We start from the raw sequence: 15,640 nt of genomic DNA on the forward strand, positions 1-15,640 counted from the left end.
GACATGAAACAACGGGGCGACGGCGTTGGCCGCCGCCCCGCGTCAGGCTGGTGTCGACGATCAGTCGGCCTTGTTGAACTGCTCCTTGAGCAGCGCACCAAGCTTGGTCGTGCCGCTGGCCGCGGACGAGTAATCCACCGACGTGTCGGGCGCGTCTTCCTCGTCCTTGGCGCGGATCGAGAGCGCCAGCTGGCGACCCTTGCGATCCATGCCGGTGAACTTGGCCTCGACCTTGTCGCCCACCTTCAGGTGCTGGGTGGCGTCGTCGATGCGCTCCTTGGCGATGTCGTTGGCGCGCAGGTAACCCTCCACGCCCTCGCCCAGGTCGATCACGGCGCCCTTCGCATCGACTTCCTTGACGGTGCCGTTGACGATGCTGCCGCGCGGATTCGCCGCCATGAACTGGCCGAACGGATCCTGCTCCATCTGCTTGATGCCGAGGCTGATGCGCTCGCGCTCCGGATCCACCGCCAGCACCACGGCCTCGATCTCGTCGCCCTTCTTGAAGTTGCGCACGAGGTCCTCGCCGGACATCTGCCAGGAGATGTCGGACAGGTGCACCAGGCCGTCGATGCCGCCGTCCAGGCCGATGAACACGCCGAAGTCGGTGATCGACTTGATCTGGCCGGAAACCTTGTCGCCCTTCTTGTGCATGGCGGCGAACGCTTCCCACGGGTTGGAGCGCGTCTGCTTGATGCCCAGCGAGATGCGGCGACGCTCTTCATCCACGTCCAGCACCATCACTTCGGTCTCGTCGCCGACCTGCACCACCTTGGCCGGGTTGACGTTCTTGTTGGTCCAGTCCATCTCGGACACGTGGACCAGGCCCTCGACGCCCGGCTCGATCTCGACGAAGCAGCCGTAATCGGTGACGTTGGAGACCTTGCCGAACAGGCGGCTGCCGACCGGGTAGCGGCGGGCGATGGCGACCCACGGGTCGTCGCCCAGCTGCTTGAGGCCCAGCGAAACGCGGTTGCGCTCCTTGTCGTACTTCAGCACGCGCACGTCCAGCTCGTCGCCGACGTTGACGACTTCGGACGGATGGCGCACGCGCTTCCACGCCATGTCGGTGATGTGCAGCAGGCCGTCGATGCCGCCCAGGTCCACGAACGCGCCGTAGTCGGTGAGGTTCTTGACCGTGCCCTTGACCACCGCGCCCTCGGTCAGGCGCTCCAGCAGCTTCTCGCGCTCCTCGGAGAACTCGGTCTCGACGACGGCGCGGCGGCTGACCACCACGTTGTTGCGCTTGCGGTCGAGCTTGATGATCTTGAACTCGAGTTCCTTGCCCTCGAGGTAGGTCGGCTCGCGCACCGGGCGCACGTCGACCAGCGAGCCCGGCAGGAACGCGCGGACATCCTTGATGTCGACGGTGAAGCCGCCCTTGACCTTGCCGGAGATCATGCCCTTGATGGTCTCTTCCTTGTCGAACGCCTGCTCCAGGTCGTCCCACACCATCGAGCGCTTGGCCTTCTCGCGCGACAGCTTGGTTTCGCCGAAACCGTCTTCCAGGGCTTCGAGGGCTACCTTCACCTCGTCGCCAACCTGCACTTCCAGCACGCCGTCCTCACTCCTGAACTGCTCGATCGGGACAATGCCTTCGCTCTTCAGGCCTGCATTGATCACGACGACGTCGTTGCGGATTTCCACAACGATGCCGGTGACGATGGCGCCGGGCTTCAGCTTGGAGATGGCCTGCTGGCTCTGTTCAAACAGTTCGGCAAAACTTTCAGTCATGTTGATTCCATAGTGGGAAAAGACCTTGGGTCCGTTGCGCTGGGTTGTGGTTGCGCACGAACTTCCCGGTCCACCGGTTGAGGGTGCCTTCCGGCGGTTCCGCAGAACCGGCCGTCGTCACCGTTGGTCAAAACCCCTGCCGCGGCAGGAGCGCAGAAACCGTCGCGCAATCCGTTCAGGACCGCACGACGGCAAGTACTTTCGCGACGACCTCGTCGATGCCCATCCCGGTGGTATCCACCAGCACGGCATCTTCGGCAGGCTTGAGCGGCGCAACCGCACGTGATGCATCGCGGCTGTCACGCGCCTCAATTTCTCGCTGAAGGCCGGCAAGTGTAACGCTGAGTCCCTTTTCCTTCAACTGCTTATAGCGCCTTTTCGCCCGCTCGGCGGCGCTCGCGGTGAGGAAAACCTTGTACGCGGCATCCGGGAAGATCACCGTACCCATGTCACGCCCGTCGGCGACCAGCCCGGGCGCCTTGCGGAAGCCCAGCTGCAGCGCCACCAGGGCCTCGCGCACCGGTGGCATCGAAGCGATCGCCGAGGCCGCTGCACCCGCGGTCTCGGTACGTAATTCGTCGGTGGCATCATGCCCGTTGACGACCACCCGGGTCGCGCCGCCGTCGCCGGCCGCGCGGAACTGGATCCTGGTGCCCTGCGCGCAGCGGGTCATCGCCTCCACGTCCGACAGGTCCAGCCCCGCCGCGCCGGCGGCATAGCCCACGGCACGGTACAGCGCTCCGGAATCAAGCAGTCGCCAGCCCAGCCGCTCGGCCACCAGCGCGCTGATGGTGCCCTTGCCCGACCCCGATGGCCCGTCGATGGTGAGTACGGGAACGACGGGAGCATGGCTCATGGCGGAGTCCTGGGCTGGCTGCGGGAAACGGCAGTTTAACGCGTTGACCCCACCGGGAACGCGTGCTATCTAGCCGATCTCCCTGCCCGCAAGTCATGCCCGATCAGCCCTATGACCGACCTTCGCTGCGAGTTCGACCAGGCTGCCAAGGACATCCAGGGATTGGCCGGGCGCCCTGACAACGACACCTTGCTGAAGCTCTACGCGCTCTACAAGCAGGGCTCGGAGGGTGACCTCAAACGTGCCCAACCCGGCTTCTTCGACTTCGTCGGCACGGCCAAGCATGAGGCCTGGGCGCAGTTGAGCGGCGTCTCCCGGGAAGAAGCCATGCGTCGCTACGTCGCACTGGTACACCAGTTGCTGGCCTGACCCCGGCGTGGCCGCCGTACTCACGCGGCGCTTGCTTTCAAACGCTGAACACCGGCACATTCATACGATCGTTTGAGTCTCCTGGGATCGCATGAATTACCCGAACCTGTTTGCCCCGCTGGACCTGGGTCACGTCATCCTGCCCAACCGCATCCTGATGGGCTCGATGCACACCGGACTGGAAGACAAGGCCGGCGACTACGACAAACTGGCTGCGTATTTCGCCGAGCGTGCCCGTGGCGGCGTGAGTCTGATGGTCACCGGCGGCATTTCGCCCAGCATCGAGGGCTGGCTGAAGCCGTTCGGTGGGCGCCTCACGATGCCCTGGCACAAGCCGCGCCACCGCAAGCTCACTGGTGCCGTGCACGCCGAGGGCGGGCGCATCTGCATGCAGATCCTGCATGCAGGCCGCTACGGCTACCACCCGCTGTCCGTGGCGCCATCGAGGATCAGGTCGCCGATCACCCCGTTCACGCCGCGGGCGCTGTCCGCGCGAGGCGTGGAGCGCACCATCGGCGACTTCGTGCGTTGCGCGCGGCTGGCGCAGGATGCCGGCTACGACGGCGTCGAGGTGATGGGCTCGGAAGGTTACCTGATCAACGAATTCATCGCCGCGCGCACCAACCGGCGCAACGACGCCTGGGGTGGCGATGCCGCACGGCGCATGCGCTTTCCGGTCGAGATCGTGCGTCGCACGCGCGAGGCGGTGGGCCGCGACTTCATCATCATCTACCGGCTGTCGATGCTCGACCTGGTCAACGGCGGCCAGGACTGGAACGAGATCGCCACCCTGGCCAGGGCGATCGAGGCGGCCGGAGCCAGCATCATCAATACCGGCATCGGCTGGCACGAGGCGCGCGTACCGACCATCGTCACCAGCGTGCCGCGCGCCGGTTTCGCCTGGGTCACGCAGAAGCTGAAGGGCGAAGTGACGATCCCGCTGGTCGCCACCAACAGGATCAACATGCCGGACGTGGCCGAACGCATCCTCGCCGATGGCGAGGCCGACATGGTCTCGATGGCGCGCCCGCTGCTGGCCGACCCGGCGTGGGCAAACAAGGCGAAAGCCGGGCGCAGCGAGCGCATCAACACCTGCATCGCCTGCAACCAGGCCTGCCTCGACCACGTGTTCCAGAACAAGCGCGCCAGTTGCCTGGTCAACCCGCGCGCCTGCCACGAGACCGAGCTGAAGGTCGAACCGGCCAGCGTGCGCAAGCGCATCGCCGTGGTCGGTGCGGGGCCGGCCGGCATGGCCTGCGCCGCCACGCTGGGCGAGCGCGGCCACGCGGTGACCCTGATCGACCAGGCCAGCGAGATCGGCGGCCAGTTCAACTATGCCAAGCAGATCCCTGGCAAGGAGGAGTTCCACGAGACGCTGCGCTATTTCCGCCACCGTCTGGCGGATACGTGCGTCGACGTGCGGCTCGGCCAGGTCGCGGACGCCGCCTCGCTGCGCGCCGGCGGCCATGACGAGGTGGTGATCGCCACCGGCATCACGCCGCGCCATGTGAGCTTTCCCGGCAGCGACGATCCGCGCGTGCTGGGCTATCTCGATGTGCTGGCCCGGCACCAGCCGGTAGGCGCCAGGGTGGCGATCATCGGCGCCGGCGGCATCGGTTTCGACGTGGCCGAGTTCCTGGTCGAACATGCGCCGTCGCCCACCACCGACGTGGCCCGCTGGACCCGCGAATGGGGCGTGGACATGCAACTGCGGCAGCGCAGCGGGCTGCAGCCGCCGCAACCGGAAGCGCCGGCGCGGCAGGTCTGGCTGCTCCAGCGCAGCGAGGGCCGCCCCGGTGCCCGGCTCAACAAGACCACCGGCTGGGTGCATCGCGCCACGCTCAAGGCGAAGCAGGTGACCATGCTGGGCAAGGTCGGCTATGAGCGTTTCGACGACCAGGGCCTGCACATCACCGTCGATGGCGAACCGCAAATCCTGCCGGTCGAGCACGTGGTGGTCTGCGCCGGCCAGGAACCGAACCGTCGTCTTGCCGACGAACTGATGGCTGCCGGCATGAAGGTGCACGTGATCGGCGGCGCCGACGTGGCCGCCGAGCTGGACGCGAAGCGCGCTATCGACCAGGGCACGCGATTGGCCAGCGCGATATAGCTTGCGGCTGCGGAAACGCCGATGCCGCTGCCATGGGGCAGCGGCATCGGTCGCGGAGAAGAAAGCGCCCCGCAGGGAAGACGCATCGACATGGGTTCAGGGGGGGAGTTGAACCAGATGTCGTATTTAGCGTCGCTGCGGGGCGAGGCCGCCGCCACTAGGGGGAGGGAGGGGAAGTGGCGGGACGGGGGCATTTTATGATCGACGCAATAAAGTATCTAATATATATTTAGATCACTATTAATTTCATATCGCTATATGTTCGATCTCCGCCAGTTGCGCTATTTCGTCGCCGTCGCCGAGGAGCTGAGCTTCACCCGGGCGGCGCTGCGCCTGCACCTGTCGCAGCCGCCACTGTCGCAGCAGATCCAGTCGCTGGAACAGGACCTGGGCGTGCGTCTGCTGGAACGTACCAAACGCAGCGTGGCCCTGACCGAACCGGGCAGGGTCTTTCTGGAACAGGCACGGCAGATCCTGGCCAAGGTCGACGAGGCCCGCAGCCAGGTGATGGCCGCGGCAGCCGGCTATAGCGGCCAGCTGCGGCTGGCCTACACCGTCTCGGTCTCGTTCCATCCGGCGTTGCCGCAGGCCCTGCTGCGCTTCGGCCAGATCGCGCCCAACGTACGCCTGCAACTTAGCGAGATGTACACCGAGCCGCAGTTCGCCGCCCTGCTGGCCCGCCAGATCGACGTCGGCTTCGTTCGTGACGAACCGCTCCATGCACAGGATGTCCGCAGCCTGCGGCTCAGCGTGATCGATCGCGAGCCGCTGCTGCTCGCGCTGCCTGTGGGCCACCCCCTGGCCAGCCGCAGCAGCCTGCGCCTGGCGGAGGTGGCTGGCGACGCCTTTGTGTCGCAACCGCGCGAACTGGCCGCCACGCTCTACGACCGGCTGGTGGAACTGGCGACCCGCGCCGGCTTCCGGCCGGAGATCATCCAGCACGCGCAACAGATCAACGGCCTGCTGGCCCTGGTCGCCGCCGGCCTGGGGCTGGCCCTGGTGCCGGCCAGCATGCGCGCGGTACGCCTGGCGGGCGTCTGCTACGTGCCGCTGGAAGACCCCGGTGCCTTCCTGTTGCTGGCCGTGGCCTGCCGCGCCGATGACCACTCCCCCGCCCTGCAGCAGTTTCTGGCCACGGTGGCAGAAACGGCCGTCGCGCCAGGCTTGTGATAAGTCATTGGACTCGTTACACTTGCGTGCTTACATTTTTCTTTGTGTCAGGAGCTGGCCGTGAAGGTGCTTAACTCTTTGAAGTCCGCCAAGGCGCGGCATCGCGACTGCAAGGTTGTGCGCCGTCGCGGCAAGGTGTTCGTGATCTGCAAGAGCAACCCGCGTTTCAAGGCCCGTCAGCGCTGAATCAGGCCTGACGGCGTCACTGAAAAAGGCCGCGCAAGCGGCCTTTTTTGTGGGTGTCGATCCCGATCCGGCGGCGACTCCGCCGGATGCCACGGCTTCCGTTCACTCGTATCTAACGCCGACGATCTCGTAGTGCTTGACGCCATTCGGTGCGGTGAATTCGAAGCTGTCGCCGGCGCTTTTTCCGATCAGCGCACGGGCAATCGGCGAGGACACGGCGATCAGCCGCTGCTTGATGTCCGCCTCCAGGTCGCCGACGATCTGATAGGTCACCGCCGCGCCGCTATCCTCGTCCTCCAGATCGACCGTGGCGCCGAACACCACGCGACCGCCCGGCTTGAGCTGGGCGACGTCGATCACCTCGGCGGTCGACAGCAGGGCCTCCAGCTGGGCGATGCGCCCCTCGGTGAAGCTCTGCAGTTCGCGCGCGGCGTGGTATTCCGCATTCTCCTTCAGGTCGCCATGCGCACGGGCCTCGGCGATCGCCGCGATGATGCGCGGGCGATCCGCCGACTTCAGGCGCTCCAACTCGGCGCGCAGGCGCTCCGAACCGACCTTGGTGATGGGGGCGCGAGCGCTCATGCGTTCAGCTCCTTGTGCAGTTCCTGCAGGCTGTGCACGTCCTCGCTGCCGTGGAAATCCAGCGAATGGACCAGCGCGCGCGCACCCGCGACGGTGGTGGAATAGGTGACGCGCTGCTGCAGCGCCTCGCGCCGGATCGAGAACGAATCCGCGATCGCCTGCTTGCCCTCGGTGGTGTTGACGATATAGACGATCTCGCCGTTCTTGATCAGGTCGACGATGTGCGGGCGGCCCTCGATCACCTTGTTGATGCGTTCGCAGACCACGCCATGCGCCGCAAGGTACGCAGCGGTCCCGGAGGTGGCGACGAGGCTGAAACCGCGCTTCAGCACCTCCTGCGCCACCGGCAGCAGGCGGTCCTTGTCGGCGTCGCGCACCGACACGAACACCTTGCCCTTCGGCGGAGTCTTGATGCCGGCGGCCTCGTGGCCGCGCGCGAACGCGGCGCCAAAGCTGCGGCCCACGCCCATCACCTCGCCGGTGGAGCGCATCTCCGGGCCAAGGATGGGGTCGACGTTCTGGAACTTCAGGAACGGGAAGATCGCCTCCTTCACCGAGAAGTACGACGGAATCACCTCGCGGGTAGCGCCCTGCTCGGCCAGCGATTTGCCGGCCATCGCGCGCGCGGCGATCTTCGCCAGCGGCACGCCGGTGGCCTTGGACACGAACGGCACCGTGCGCGAGGCGCGCGGATTCACTTCGAGGATGAACACGGTGTCGCCCTGGATCGCGAACTGGGTGTTCATCAGGCCGATGACCTTCAGCTCCCTCGCCATCGCGGCGACCTGGCTGCGCATCTCATCCTGCACTTCGGCGGTCAGCGAATACGGCGGCAGCGAACAGGACGAGTCGCCCGAATGCACGCCGGCCTCCTCGATGTGCTCCATGATGCCGCCGATCAGCACGTTGCCGCCGGCGTCCGCGATGACGTCCACGTCGACCTCCACCGCATGGTCGAGGAAGCGGTCGAGCAGCACCGGCGAATCGTTGGATACCTGCACCGCCTCGCGGATGTAGCGCGAAAGGTCGGCATCGTCGTAGACCACCTCCATCGCGCGGCCGCCCAGCACGTAGCTGGGGCGCACCACCAGCGGATAGCCGATCTCGCGCGCCAGCGCCAGCGCCTCGTCGGCGTTGCGCGCGGTGCGGTTCGGCGGCTGGCGCAGGCCCAGCTTCACGATCATCTGCTGGAAGCGCTCGCGGTCCTCGGCCAGGTCGATGGAATCGGGCGAAGTGCCGATGATCGGCGCACCGGCCGCTTCCAGCGCGCGCGCCAGCTTCAGCGGGGTCTGCCCGCCGTACTGCACGATCACGCCCTTGGGTTTCTCCAGGTCGACGATTTCCAGCACGTCCTCCAGCGTCAGCGGCTCGAAGTACAGCCGGTCGGAGGTGTCGTAGTCGGTGGAGACCGTTTCCGGGTTGCAGTTGACCATGATGGTTTCATAACCATCCTCGCGCAGCGCCAGCGCGGCGTGCACGCAGCAGTAGTCGAACTCGATGCCCTGGCCGATGCGGTTCGGGCCGCCGCCGAGCACGATGATCTTCTCGCGGTCGGTCGGGTTCGCCTCGCACTCTTCCTCGTACGTCGAGTACATGTAGGCGGTGGTGGTGGCGAACTCGGCCGCGCAGGAATCCACGCGCTTGTACACCGGGCGCACACCCAGGGTTCGGCGCAGGTGGCGCATGGCGGCTTCGTCGGAGCCGGTCAGTTCGGCGATACGCGCGTCGGCGAAGCCCATGCGCTTGAGCTCGCGCATGCGCGGCGCGTCGAGCGCGGCGACGCCCTGCGCCTGCACTTCCTTCTCGGTCAGCACGATGTCCTCGAATGCGGCGAGGAACCAGGGGTCGACGCGGCTGAGGCCGTACACCTCCTCCAGCGTGAGCCCCGCCCGGAAGGCATCGGCGAGATGGAACACGCGGTCCGGCCGCGGCTCGCGCAGCTCGCGCTTGAGCGTGGCCAGGCCCGCCTCGGTACTGATGTCCAGCCCGGTCGGGTTGAGGCCGGTCTTGCCGATCTCCAGCCCGCGCAGCGCCTTCTGCAGCGACTCGTGGAAGCTTCGGCCGATCGCCATCACCTCGCCCACCGACTTCATCTGGGTGGTGAGGCGCGCGTCGGCGGCCGGGAACTTCTCGAAGGCGAAGCGCGGGATCTTGGTGACCACGTAGTCGATGGTCGGCTCGAACGAGGCCGGGGTGAGGCCGCCGGTGATGTCGTTCTTCAGTTCGTCCAGCGTGTAGCCGACGGCCAGCTTGGCGGCGATCTTGGCGATCGGGAAGCCGGTGGCCTTCGAGGCCAGCGCCGACGAGCGCGACACGCGCGGGTTCATCTCGATCACCACCACGCGGCCGTCCTCGGCATTGATGCCGAACTGCACGTTGGAGCCGCCGGTATCCACGCCGATCTTGCGCAGCACGGCGATCGAGGCGTCGCGCAGGCGCTGGTATTCCTTGTCGGTGAGCGTCTGCGCCGGCGCCACCGTGATCGAGTCGCCGGTGTGCACGCCCATCGGGTCGAGATTCTCGATCGAGCAGACGATGATGCAGTTGTCCGCGGTGTCACGGACCACCTCCATCTCGAACTCCTTCCAGCCCAGCACCGACTCCTCCACCAGCACCTCGTGCACCGGCGAGAGGTCGAGGCCGCGCTTGACGATCTCCTCGAACTCCTCGACGTTGTAGGCGATGCCGCCGCCGGAACCGCCGAGCGTGAAGCTGGGGCGAATGATGGTCGGGAAACCCACCTTGGCCTGGATCTCCACCGCCTGCTCGAACGACCTGGCGACCTCGGCCTTGGGGCACTCCAGCCCGATCTCGGCCATCGCCAGACGGAACAGTTCGCGATCCTCGGCCATGCGGATGGCATCGCGCTTGGCGCCGATCAGTTCGACGCCGTACTTTTCCAGTACGCCGTGGTCGGCCAGGTCGAGCGCGCAGTTGAGGCCGGTCTGGCCGCCCATCGTGGGCAGCACCGCGTCGGGGCGCTCCTTGGCAATGATGCGCTCCACCGTCCGCCAGTTGATCGGCTCGATGTAGACCGCGTCGGCGGTCTCCGGATCGGTCATGATCGTGGCGGGGTTGGAGTTCACCAGGATCACCCGGTAGCCCTCTTCCTTCAACGCCTTGCAGGCCTGCGCGCCGGAGTAGTCGAACTCGCAGGCCTGGCCGATCACGATCGGGCCGGCGCCGATGATGAGGATGCTCTTGATATCGTTACGCTTGGCCATCTCAGCGGGCCTCCTGCATCAGCTTGGCAAACCGGTCGAACAAGTAACCGATGTCGTGGGGGCCGGGAGATGCTTCCGGGTGGCCCTGGAAACAGAACGCCGGACGGTCGGTGAGCGCGAAGCCCTGCAGCGAGCCGTCGAACAGCGAGGTATGGGTGACGCGCACGTTCGCCGGCAGCGTGGCCGGATCCACCGCAAAGCCGTGGTTCTGGCTGGTGATCAGCACGCGGCCGTCGTCCAGGTCCTTCACCGGATGGTTCGCGCCATGGTGGCCGAACTTCATCTTCAGCGTCCTGCCGCCCAGCGCCAGGCCCATCAGCTGGTGGCCGAGGCAGATGCCGAACAGCGGAACCTTCGCATCGAGGAGTTGCCTGGTGGCTTCGATGGCGTAGTCGCACGCCGCCGGATCGCCCGGGCCGTTGGACAGGAACACGCCATCGGGTTTCATGGCCAGCACCTCGGCGGCGGGCGTCTGCGCCGGTACCACGGTGATGTCGCAGCCCTGTTCGGCCAGCAGGCGCAGGATGTTGAGTTTGGTGCCGAAATCGTAGGCCATCACCTTGAAGCGTCCGCGCGGCTGGTTGAAGGCGGTGCGATCCAGGTCGTAGCTGCCTTCGGTCCAGCGGTACGGCTTGGCCGTACTGACCATCTTCGCCAGGTCCATGCCGTTGAGGCCGGGGAACGCACGCGCCCTGGCCAGCGCCACGTCGGCATCCACCTGCTCGCCAGCCGCGATGCAGCCTGCCAGCGCGCCCTTGTCGCGCAGGATGCGGGTAAGCCGACGGGTATCGATGCCGGCGATGGCGACGATGCCGTGGCGCCTCAGGTAGTCCGGCAGGCTTTCGCTGCTGCGCCAGTTGCTGGCCAGGCGCGGCACGTCGCGCACGATCAGGCCGGCGGCGTGCACCGCAGTGGACTCGGCATCTTCGGCGTTGACGCCGGTGTTGCCAATGTGCGGATAAGTCAGGGTGACGATCTGCCGGCTGTACGAAGGATCGGTAAGGATCTCCTGGTAGCCGGTCATCGCGGTGTTGAAGACCACCTCGCCGACGGTTTCACCGACCGCGCCAGGGGCATGACCATGAAACACACTGCCGTCTTCGAGGGCCAGCAGGGCAGGAATAGGCATATGGGGTAACCGCCTTTTGGATGCAGCAAAGTCCGCAAGCCGCACGATTGCCGGCTTGTGGAGCTTGGGGAGGAAAGGATCTGGGCGGGTGGAAATTGTATGCGGCAACGCCGTTTCTGTCCACCTCACGGACATGAATCCTGCGAGGCCCCACCCTTCCGGGTCGATCTGCCAGCGCTACACTAGGCCACTTTTCGATGGAGTCCGATGTCCCATGAGTGCTGCCGTTCTGCTCGATCCCGCACGCCTCGATCGCCCGGACACCACGGTTCAGCACCAGCCCTTCCCGTTCATGATGGCCCACGGCCAGCTGCCGGACGACGTGCGTGACGACCTGGAACGCGATTTCCCCCGCTACACCAGCGCCGGCTTCTTCCCGTACGACCCGGACGACTGCGGGCCGAGCATCAATGCGCTGATCGAGAACATGACCTCGCCGGCGTTCGCACAGGCCATCGGGCAACGACTGGGCATCGACGACCTCGGCCAATACCCGACGCTGGTGACGCTGTGCCGCCTGCTGAACAAGCGGCATGGCACCATCCACACCGACAGCCGATCCAAGGTCGCCACCGCGCTGATCTACCTGAACACGCGGTGGCCCGACACCAGCGACGGCTGCCTGCGGTTCCTGCACCGGATCGACGACATCGACAGCATCGCGGCGCCGGAGCTGATCCCGCTGTACGGCGAGTTCGCCGTGTTCAAGCGCTGCGAGAACTCCTTCCACGGCCACCTGCCCTACGAAGGCGAGCGGCGGGTGATCCAGGTTGCGTGGCTCACCAGCGAGGAGGAAAAACTGCGCAAGACGAAGCGCGGCAAATTCTCGCGTGCGTTCAAGAAACTGTTCGGCAAGCTGGACACCCGGTTTGGCGCCGGCCGCGACCGCAACGCCTCGCACCCCGACTGACCCATCGAGCCGTCGACTGCCGCCGGCCGCGCTAACCGGCGAAATGCCAGGCCACGAACACCGCGAACACGCCATACAGCAGACCGGCCGGCAACAGCGAACGCGCGTCGACACGGCCGCGGTGAAACAGCCACCACAGGTAGACGATGGCCACGGCGGTCAGCACGCCGGCCACGATCAGCGGCGTGTCGAACAGCCACGGCGTGGCGAAGATCGCCAGCGAACTGGGAATGGTCGCCTGGATCATCATGGCGCCGGAGATGTTGGCCAGCGCCAGGCGCTCCTTGCCCTGGCGCACCCAGATCAGCGCGTTGAGGGTTTCCGGCAATTCCGTCGCCACCGGGCTCAACAGCAGCGCGACCAGGTGCGGCGGCAGTGCTAACGCCACGCCGATCGCTTCCAGCTGGCTGACGAACACCCGCGAGGCGGCCGCGATCACCACCAGCGCCGCCACCGTCTGCGCCGCCACCCAGCGCAGGGCCGGGTCGGCATCGCCCGGGCGGAATTTCAGCGGCTCCAGCGTCTCGTCGTCCGGCGCGCTGTCGTCGCTGCGCATCTCGCGCCACACGTACAGCGCGTAGGCCACCAGGAACAGCACGCCCAGCAGGGGCTTGAACGCAAATGCGACCAGGCCCAGGCCGACCTTGACCGCGAAGATCGCCAGAAACCACGACTGGTCGCGCGCCAGCCGTCGATGATCGACCCGTACCAGCACATCGGTCCGGCGCAGCCGATCCCGATTGCACCAGAGCGCGATGCCCACCACTGCGTAGGCGATCGTGGCCAGCACCAGCGGGCCGCCCATCGCGGCGCCCACGCCGATGTCGCGCGCGCCGGGCGTCTTGCCGAACACCACCGCGACGAAGGTCACCGCGCTTTCGGGCAGCGCGGTACCGAACGCCGCCAGCACCGTGCCGGTCGCGGTGGCACCCAGCTTCAGCCGGCGGCCGAACCATTCGACGCCGTTGACGAAGTACTCGCAGGCCAGATAGATCGCACCGGCCGAACCGAGGAACAGACAGATGGTAAGCAACATGGGATGCACGGGCCGGGCGAGCGAAGGAACCGATGGCGCAACGGCACCGCTCGCCCGGCCGGGTAAGCGTGTCGCTGGCCAAAGGTCTCGCCGGGCATGGCCGCACCGGACGGTGGCGGCTGCTGTCCGCACCATGGCGCCGCAAACGCGGCGGCCAAGTCTGTTGATGCGAACGCCTCTGGGGACGAGGCTGGCTACTCCCCAATGACAGGCCGCCGATGGTAGCGGCGGCTCCCGGGCGTGACAAGCCGGCGAGGCAGCGGCCCCGTTTCAGCGCGGGCCGGCGATCACGTCCTCGAGCTGCCAATGCCCGGCGCTGCGGCCGGCCAGCCAATGCGCCGCCTGCAGGGCGCCGCGCGCAAAGATCGAGCGATCGGTGGCGCGATGGGTCAGCTCCAGCCGCTCGCCCTGCCCGATCAGCATGGCTGTGTGTTCGCCGACGATGTCGCCGCCGCGCACCACCGCGAAACCGATGGCGCCCCCGACCCGTTCGCCGGTGCGGCCCTCACGGCAATACACCGCGGTTGTCTCCAGCGTGGTCTGGCGTGCCTCGGCGGCAGCGCGGCCGAGCGCCAGCGCGGTGCCCGAGGGCGCATCCTGCTTGCGGCCGTGGTGCGCCTCGACGATCTCCAGGTCCCACGCCGGCAACACCGCCGATGCCTCGCGCAGCAAACGCGTCAGTACCGCCACGCCGAGGCTGAAATTGGCCGCACGCAGGAGCGCGATGTGCTTGCCGGCATCGGCAAGCCTTGCCTCCAGCGCCGCCTCGATGCCGGTGGTGCCGCTGACCAGGGCGATACCGTGCGCCAGGCAGTGGTCGAGCGCCAGCGCCAATCCGGCCGGCCCGCTGAAGTCGACGACCACGTCGACCTGGGGCGCCTGGCTCCAGTCGTGCGCATAACGCGGCGAATCCGCGATGCCGGCAAACACGGGCCGGCCGTCGTGGACCGAACCCGGCGCCACCGCCGCATGCACCAGTTCGAAGCGCGCGTCGTCGTCGAGCAGGGTCAGCAGCGCATGGCCCATGCGGCCGGAAGCGCCGCTGATGGCGAGGCGTAGGGGGCGGATCATCGGCGCGCTCCAGTCAAAAACATCGGTCGGCACATGCTAGCGCGTGTGTTCGCGGTCTCAGGTGGTGACCTTCGACCAGAACTTCTTCACGCCGTCGACCCAGCCCTTGGCTCGCGGCGTGTGCTTGCCGGCGTCGCTGTTGTCGAAGGTGGCTTCGAGCGACTCGAGCAGCTCGCGCTGCTGCTTCGTCAGGCGCACCGGCGTCTCCACCACGACGCGGCAGATCAGGTCGCCGTGGCGGCTGCTGCGCACCGACTTCACGCCGCGGCCACGCAGGCGGAACTGGGTGCCGGTCTGCGTTTCGGATGGAATGCTGACCGGCACCTCGCCTTCCAGCGTCGGCACCGGCAATTCCGCACCGAGTGCAGCCTGCGAAAAACGGATCGGCAGTTCGCAATACAGGTCGTTGCCGTCACGCTGGAAGATCGCGTGCTCGCGCACGTGCACTTCCACGTAAAGGTCGCCGGCCGGCGTACCGGCCGGGCCGGCTTCGCCCTGTCCGGTCAGGCGGATGCGATCGCCGTTGTCGACGCCTTCGGGGATCTGCACCGACAGCGTGCGGGTCTCCTCGAGGCGGCCCTCGCCATGGCATTTCCTGCACGGCTTCTCGATCGCCTGGCCGCTGCCGCCGCAATGCGGGCAAGCCTGCTGGATCGAGAAGATGCCATTCTGCATGCGCACCTGGCCGTGGCCATTGCAGGTCTTGCACTTGCTGACCTTGCCGTCCTCCGAGCCGCTGCCGTTGCAGTGGTGACAGTTGACCTGGGTAGGCACCTCGATCTGCCGGCTGACGCCGAACACGGCCTCCTCCAGATCCAGCTCCATCACATAGCGCAGGTCGGCGCCGCGACGCGGACGCCCGCGACCGCCGCCCCTGCCGAAGATATCGCCGAAAATGTCGCCGAAGATGTCGCCGACATCGCCGAAGCCCGCCCCGCCGCGCCCGCCCATGCCCTGCTCGAAGGCGGCATGGCCGTGCTGGTCGTACATCCCGCGCTTCTGCGCGTCGGACAGCACTTCGTAGGCCTCCTTGGCCTCCTTGAATTTCTCCTGCGCGGTGGGGTCGTCCGGGCAACGGTCCGGATGGTATTTCATCGCCAGCCGACGGAAGGATTTCTTCAGTTCGATCTCGCTGACGCTGCGTTCGACACCCAGCACCTCGTAGTAGTCACGCTTGCTCATTCATGCATCCACACTGCTTGTCACACCCTTTCCCGATCAGCAAAACAGCCCGCGCCGGGAGGATGCCTGGCGCGGGCTGGT

13 protein-coding genes and 1 riboswitch are annotated in these 15,640 nt (G+C 66.8%); of the genes, 5 read left to right on the forward strand and 8 right to left on the reverse strand.

From position 1 onward, the window contains the following. Positions 1-60 precede the first annotated feature (60 nt). Positions 61-1,734 (reverse strand): 30S ribosomal protein S1, encoded by a 1,674-nt coding sequence (rpsA, locus tag DEO45_RS02805; protein ID WP_114340804.1) that lies wholly within the window; start codon positions 1,732-1,734, stop codon positions 61-63. Positions 1,735-1,909: 175 nt separating this feature from the next. Then, positions 1,910-2,590 carry a (d)CMP kinase gene (gene cmk, locus DEO45_RS02810; RefSeq protein WP_189339665.1) on the reverse strand — a complete coding sequence of 227 codons (681 nt, stop codon included), beginning with the start codon at positions 2,588-2,590 and terminating at the stop codon, positions 1,910-1,912. A gap of 111 nt (positions 2,591-2,701) precedes the next feature. On the opposite strand from cmk, the gene DEO45_RS02815 reads away from it, so the two are divergent. The 4 genes from DEO45_RS02815 (at position 2,702) to ykgO (ending at position 6,425) form a co-directional block, all read left to right on the forward strand. Next, entirely contained in the window at positions 2,702-2,959 is a 258-nt protein-coding gene (locus tag DEO45_RS02815) for an acyl-CoA-binding protein (protein ID WP_114340805.1), read from the forward strand. Positions 2,960-3,050: 91 nt separating this feature from the next. Then, positions 3,051-5,069: an NADPH-dependent 2,4-dienoyl-CoA reductase gene (locus DEO45_RS02820; RefSeq protein WP_114340806.1), complete on the forward strand. Its 2,019-nt coding sequence runs from the start codon at positions 3,051-3,053 to the stop codon at positions 5,067-5,069. Positions 5,070-5,327: 258 nt separating this feature from the next. After that, positions 5,328-6,239, forward strand: coding sequence for a LysR substrate-binding domain-containing protein (locus tag DEO45_RS02825; RefSeq protein WP_114340807.1), 912 nt, complete (start codon positions 5,328-5,330; stop codon positions 6,237-6,239). A gap of 60 nt (positions 6,240-6,299) precedes the next feature. Then, positions 6,300-6,425: a type B 50S ribosomal protein L36 gene (ykgO, locus tag DEO45_RS02830; RefSeq protein WP_007508267.1), complete on the forward strand. Its 126-nt coding sequence runs from the start codon at positions 6,300-6,302 to the stop codon at positions 6,423-6,425. Between the two features lie 102 nt (positions 6,426-6,527). On the opposite strand, the gene greA is transcribed toward ykgO, so the two are convergent. Genes greA through carA form a run of 3 tightly spaced genes read right to left on the reverse strand, consistent with a single transcriptional unit; the run spans position 6,528 to position 11,360 of the window. Next, positions 6,528-7,007, reverse strand: a complete 480-nt coding sequence (gene greA / locus DEO45_RS02835) for a transcription elongation factor GreA (RefSeq protein ID WP_114340808.1) — start codon at positions 7,005-7,007, stop codon at positions 6,528-6,530. Then, on the reverse strand, positions 7,004-10,231 hold the full coding sequence (gene carB, locus DEO45_RS02840) for a carbamoyl-phosphate synthase large subunit (protein WP_114340809.1): 3,228 nt from the start codon (positions 10,229-10,231) through the stop codon (positions 7,004-7,006). Before carB ends, greA begins: the two co-directional genes overlap by 4 nt. Position 10,232: 1 nt before the next feature. Next, positions 10,233-11,360, reverse strand: a complete 1,128-nt coding sequence (carA, locus tag DEO45_RS02845) for a glutamine-hydrolyzing carbamoyl-phosphate synthase small subunit (RefSeq protein ID WP_114340810.1) — start codon at positions 11,358-11,360, stop codon at positions 10,233-10,235. Between the two features lie 214 nt (positions 11,361-11,574). On the opposite strand from carA, the gene DEO45_RS02850 reads away from it, so the two are divergent. Then, positions 11,575-12,270: a 2OG-Fe(II) oxygenase gene (locus tag DEO45_RS02850; protein ID WP_114340811.1), complete on the forward strand. Its 696-nt coding sequence runs from the start codon at positions 11,575-11,577 to the stop codon at positions 12,268-12,270. A gap of 31 nt (positions 12,271-12,301) precedes the next feature. Here the strand turns inward: DEO45_RS02850 and DEO45_RS02855 are convergent, their stop codons facing one another. From DEO45_RS02855 to dnaJ, 3 genes are all read right to left on the reverse strand, one after another. Continuing rightward, entirely contained in the window at positions 12,302-13,306 is a 1,005-nt protein-coding gene (locus DEO45_RS02855; protein ID WP_114340812.1) for a sodium:calcium antiporter, read from the reverse strand. Positions 13,307-13,404: 98 nt separating this feature from the next. Continuing rightward, a riboswitch (yybP-ykoY riboswitch) is annotated at positions 13,405-13,521 on the reverse strand. Positions 13,522-13,576: 55 nt separating this feature from the next. Beyond that, positions 13,577-14,377: a 4-hydroxy-tetrahydrodipicolinate reductase gene (gene dapB / locus DEO45_RS02860; RefSeq protein WP_114340813.1), complete on the reverse strand. Its 801-nt coding sequence runs from the start codon at positions 14,375-14,377 to the stop codon at positions 13,577-13,579. Between the two features lie 57 nt (positions 14,378-14,434). Continuing rightward, positions 14,435-15,559, reverse strand: a complete 1,125-nt coding sequence (gene dnaJ / locus DEO45_RS02865) for a molecular chaperone DnaJ (RefSeq protein ID WP_114340814.1) — start codon at positions 15,557-15,559, stop codon at positions 14,435-14,437. Positions 15,560-15,640: the final 81 nt, after the last annotated feature.

Origin of the sequence: Rhodanobacter denitrificans (genome assembly GCF_003335105.1) — a bacterium.
Classification (GTDB): Bacteria; Pseudomonadota; Gammaproteobacteria; order Xanthomonadales; family Rhodanobacteraceae; genus Rhodanobacter; species Rhodanobacter denitrificans_A.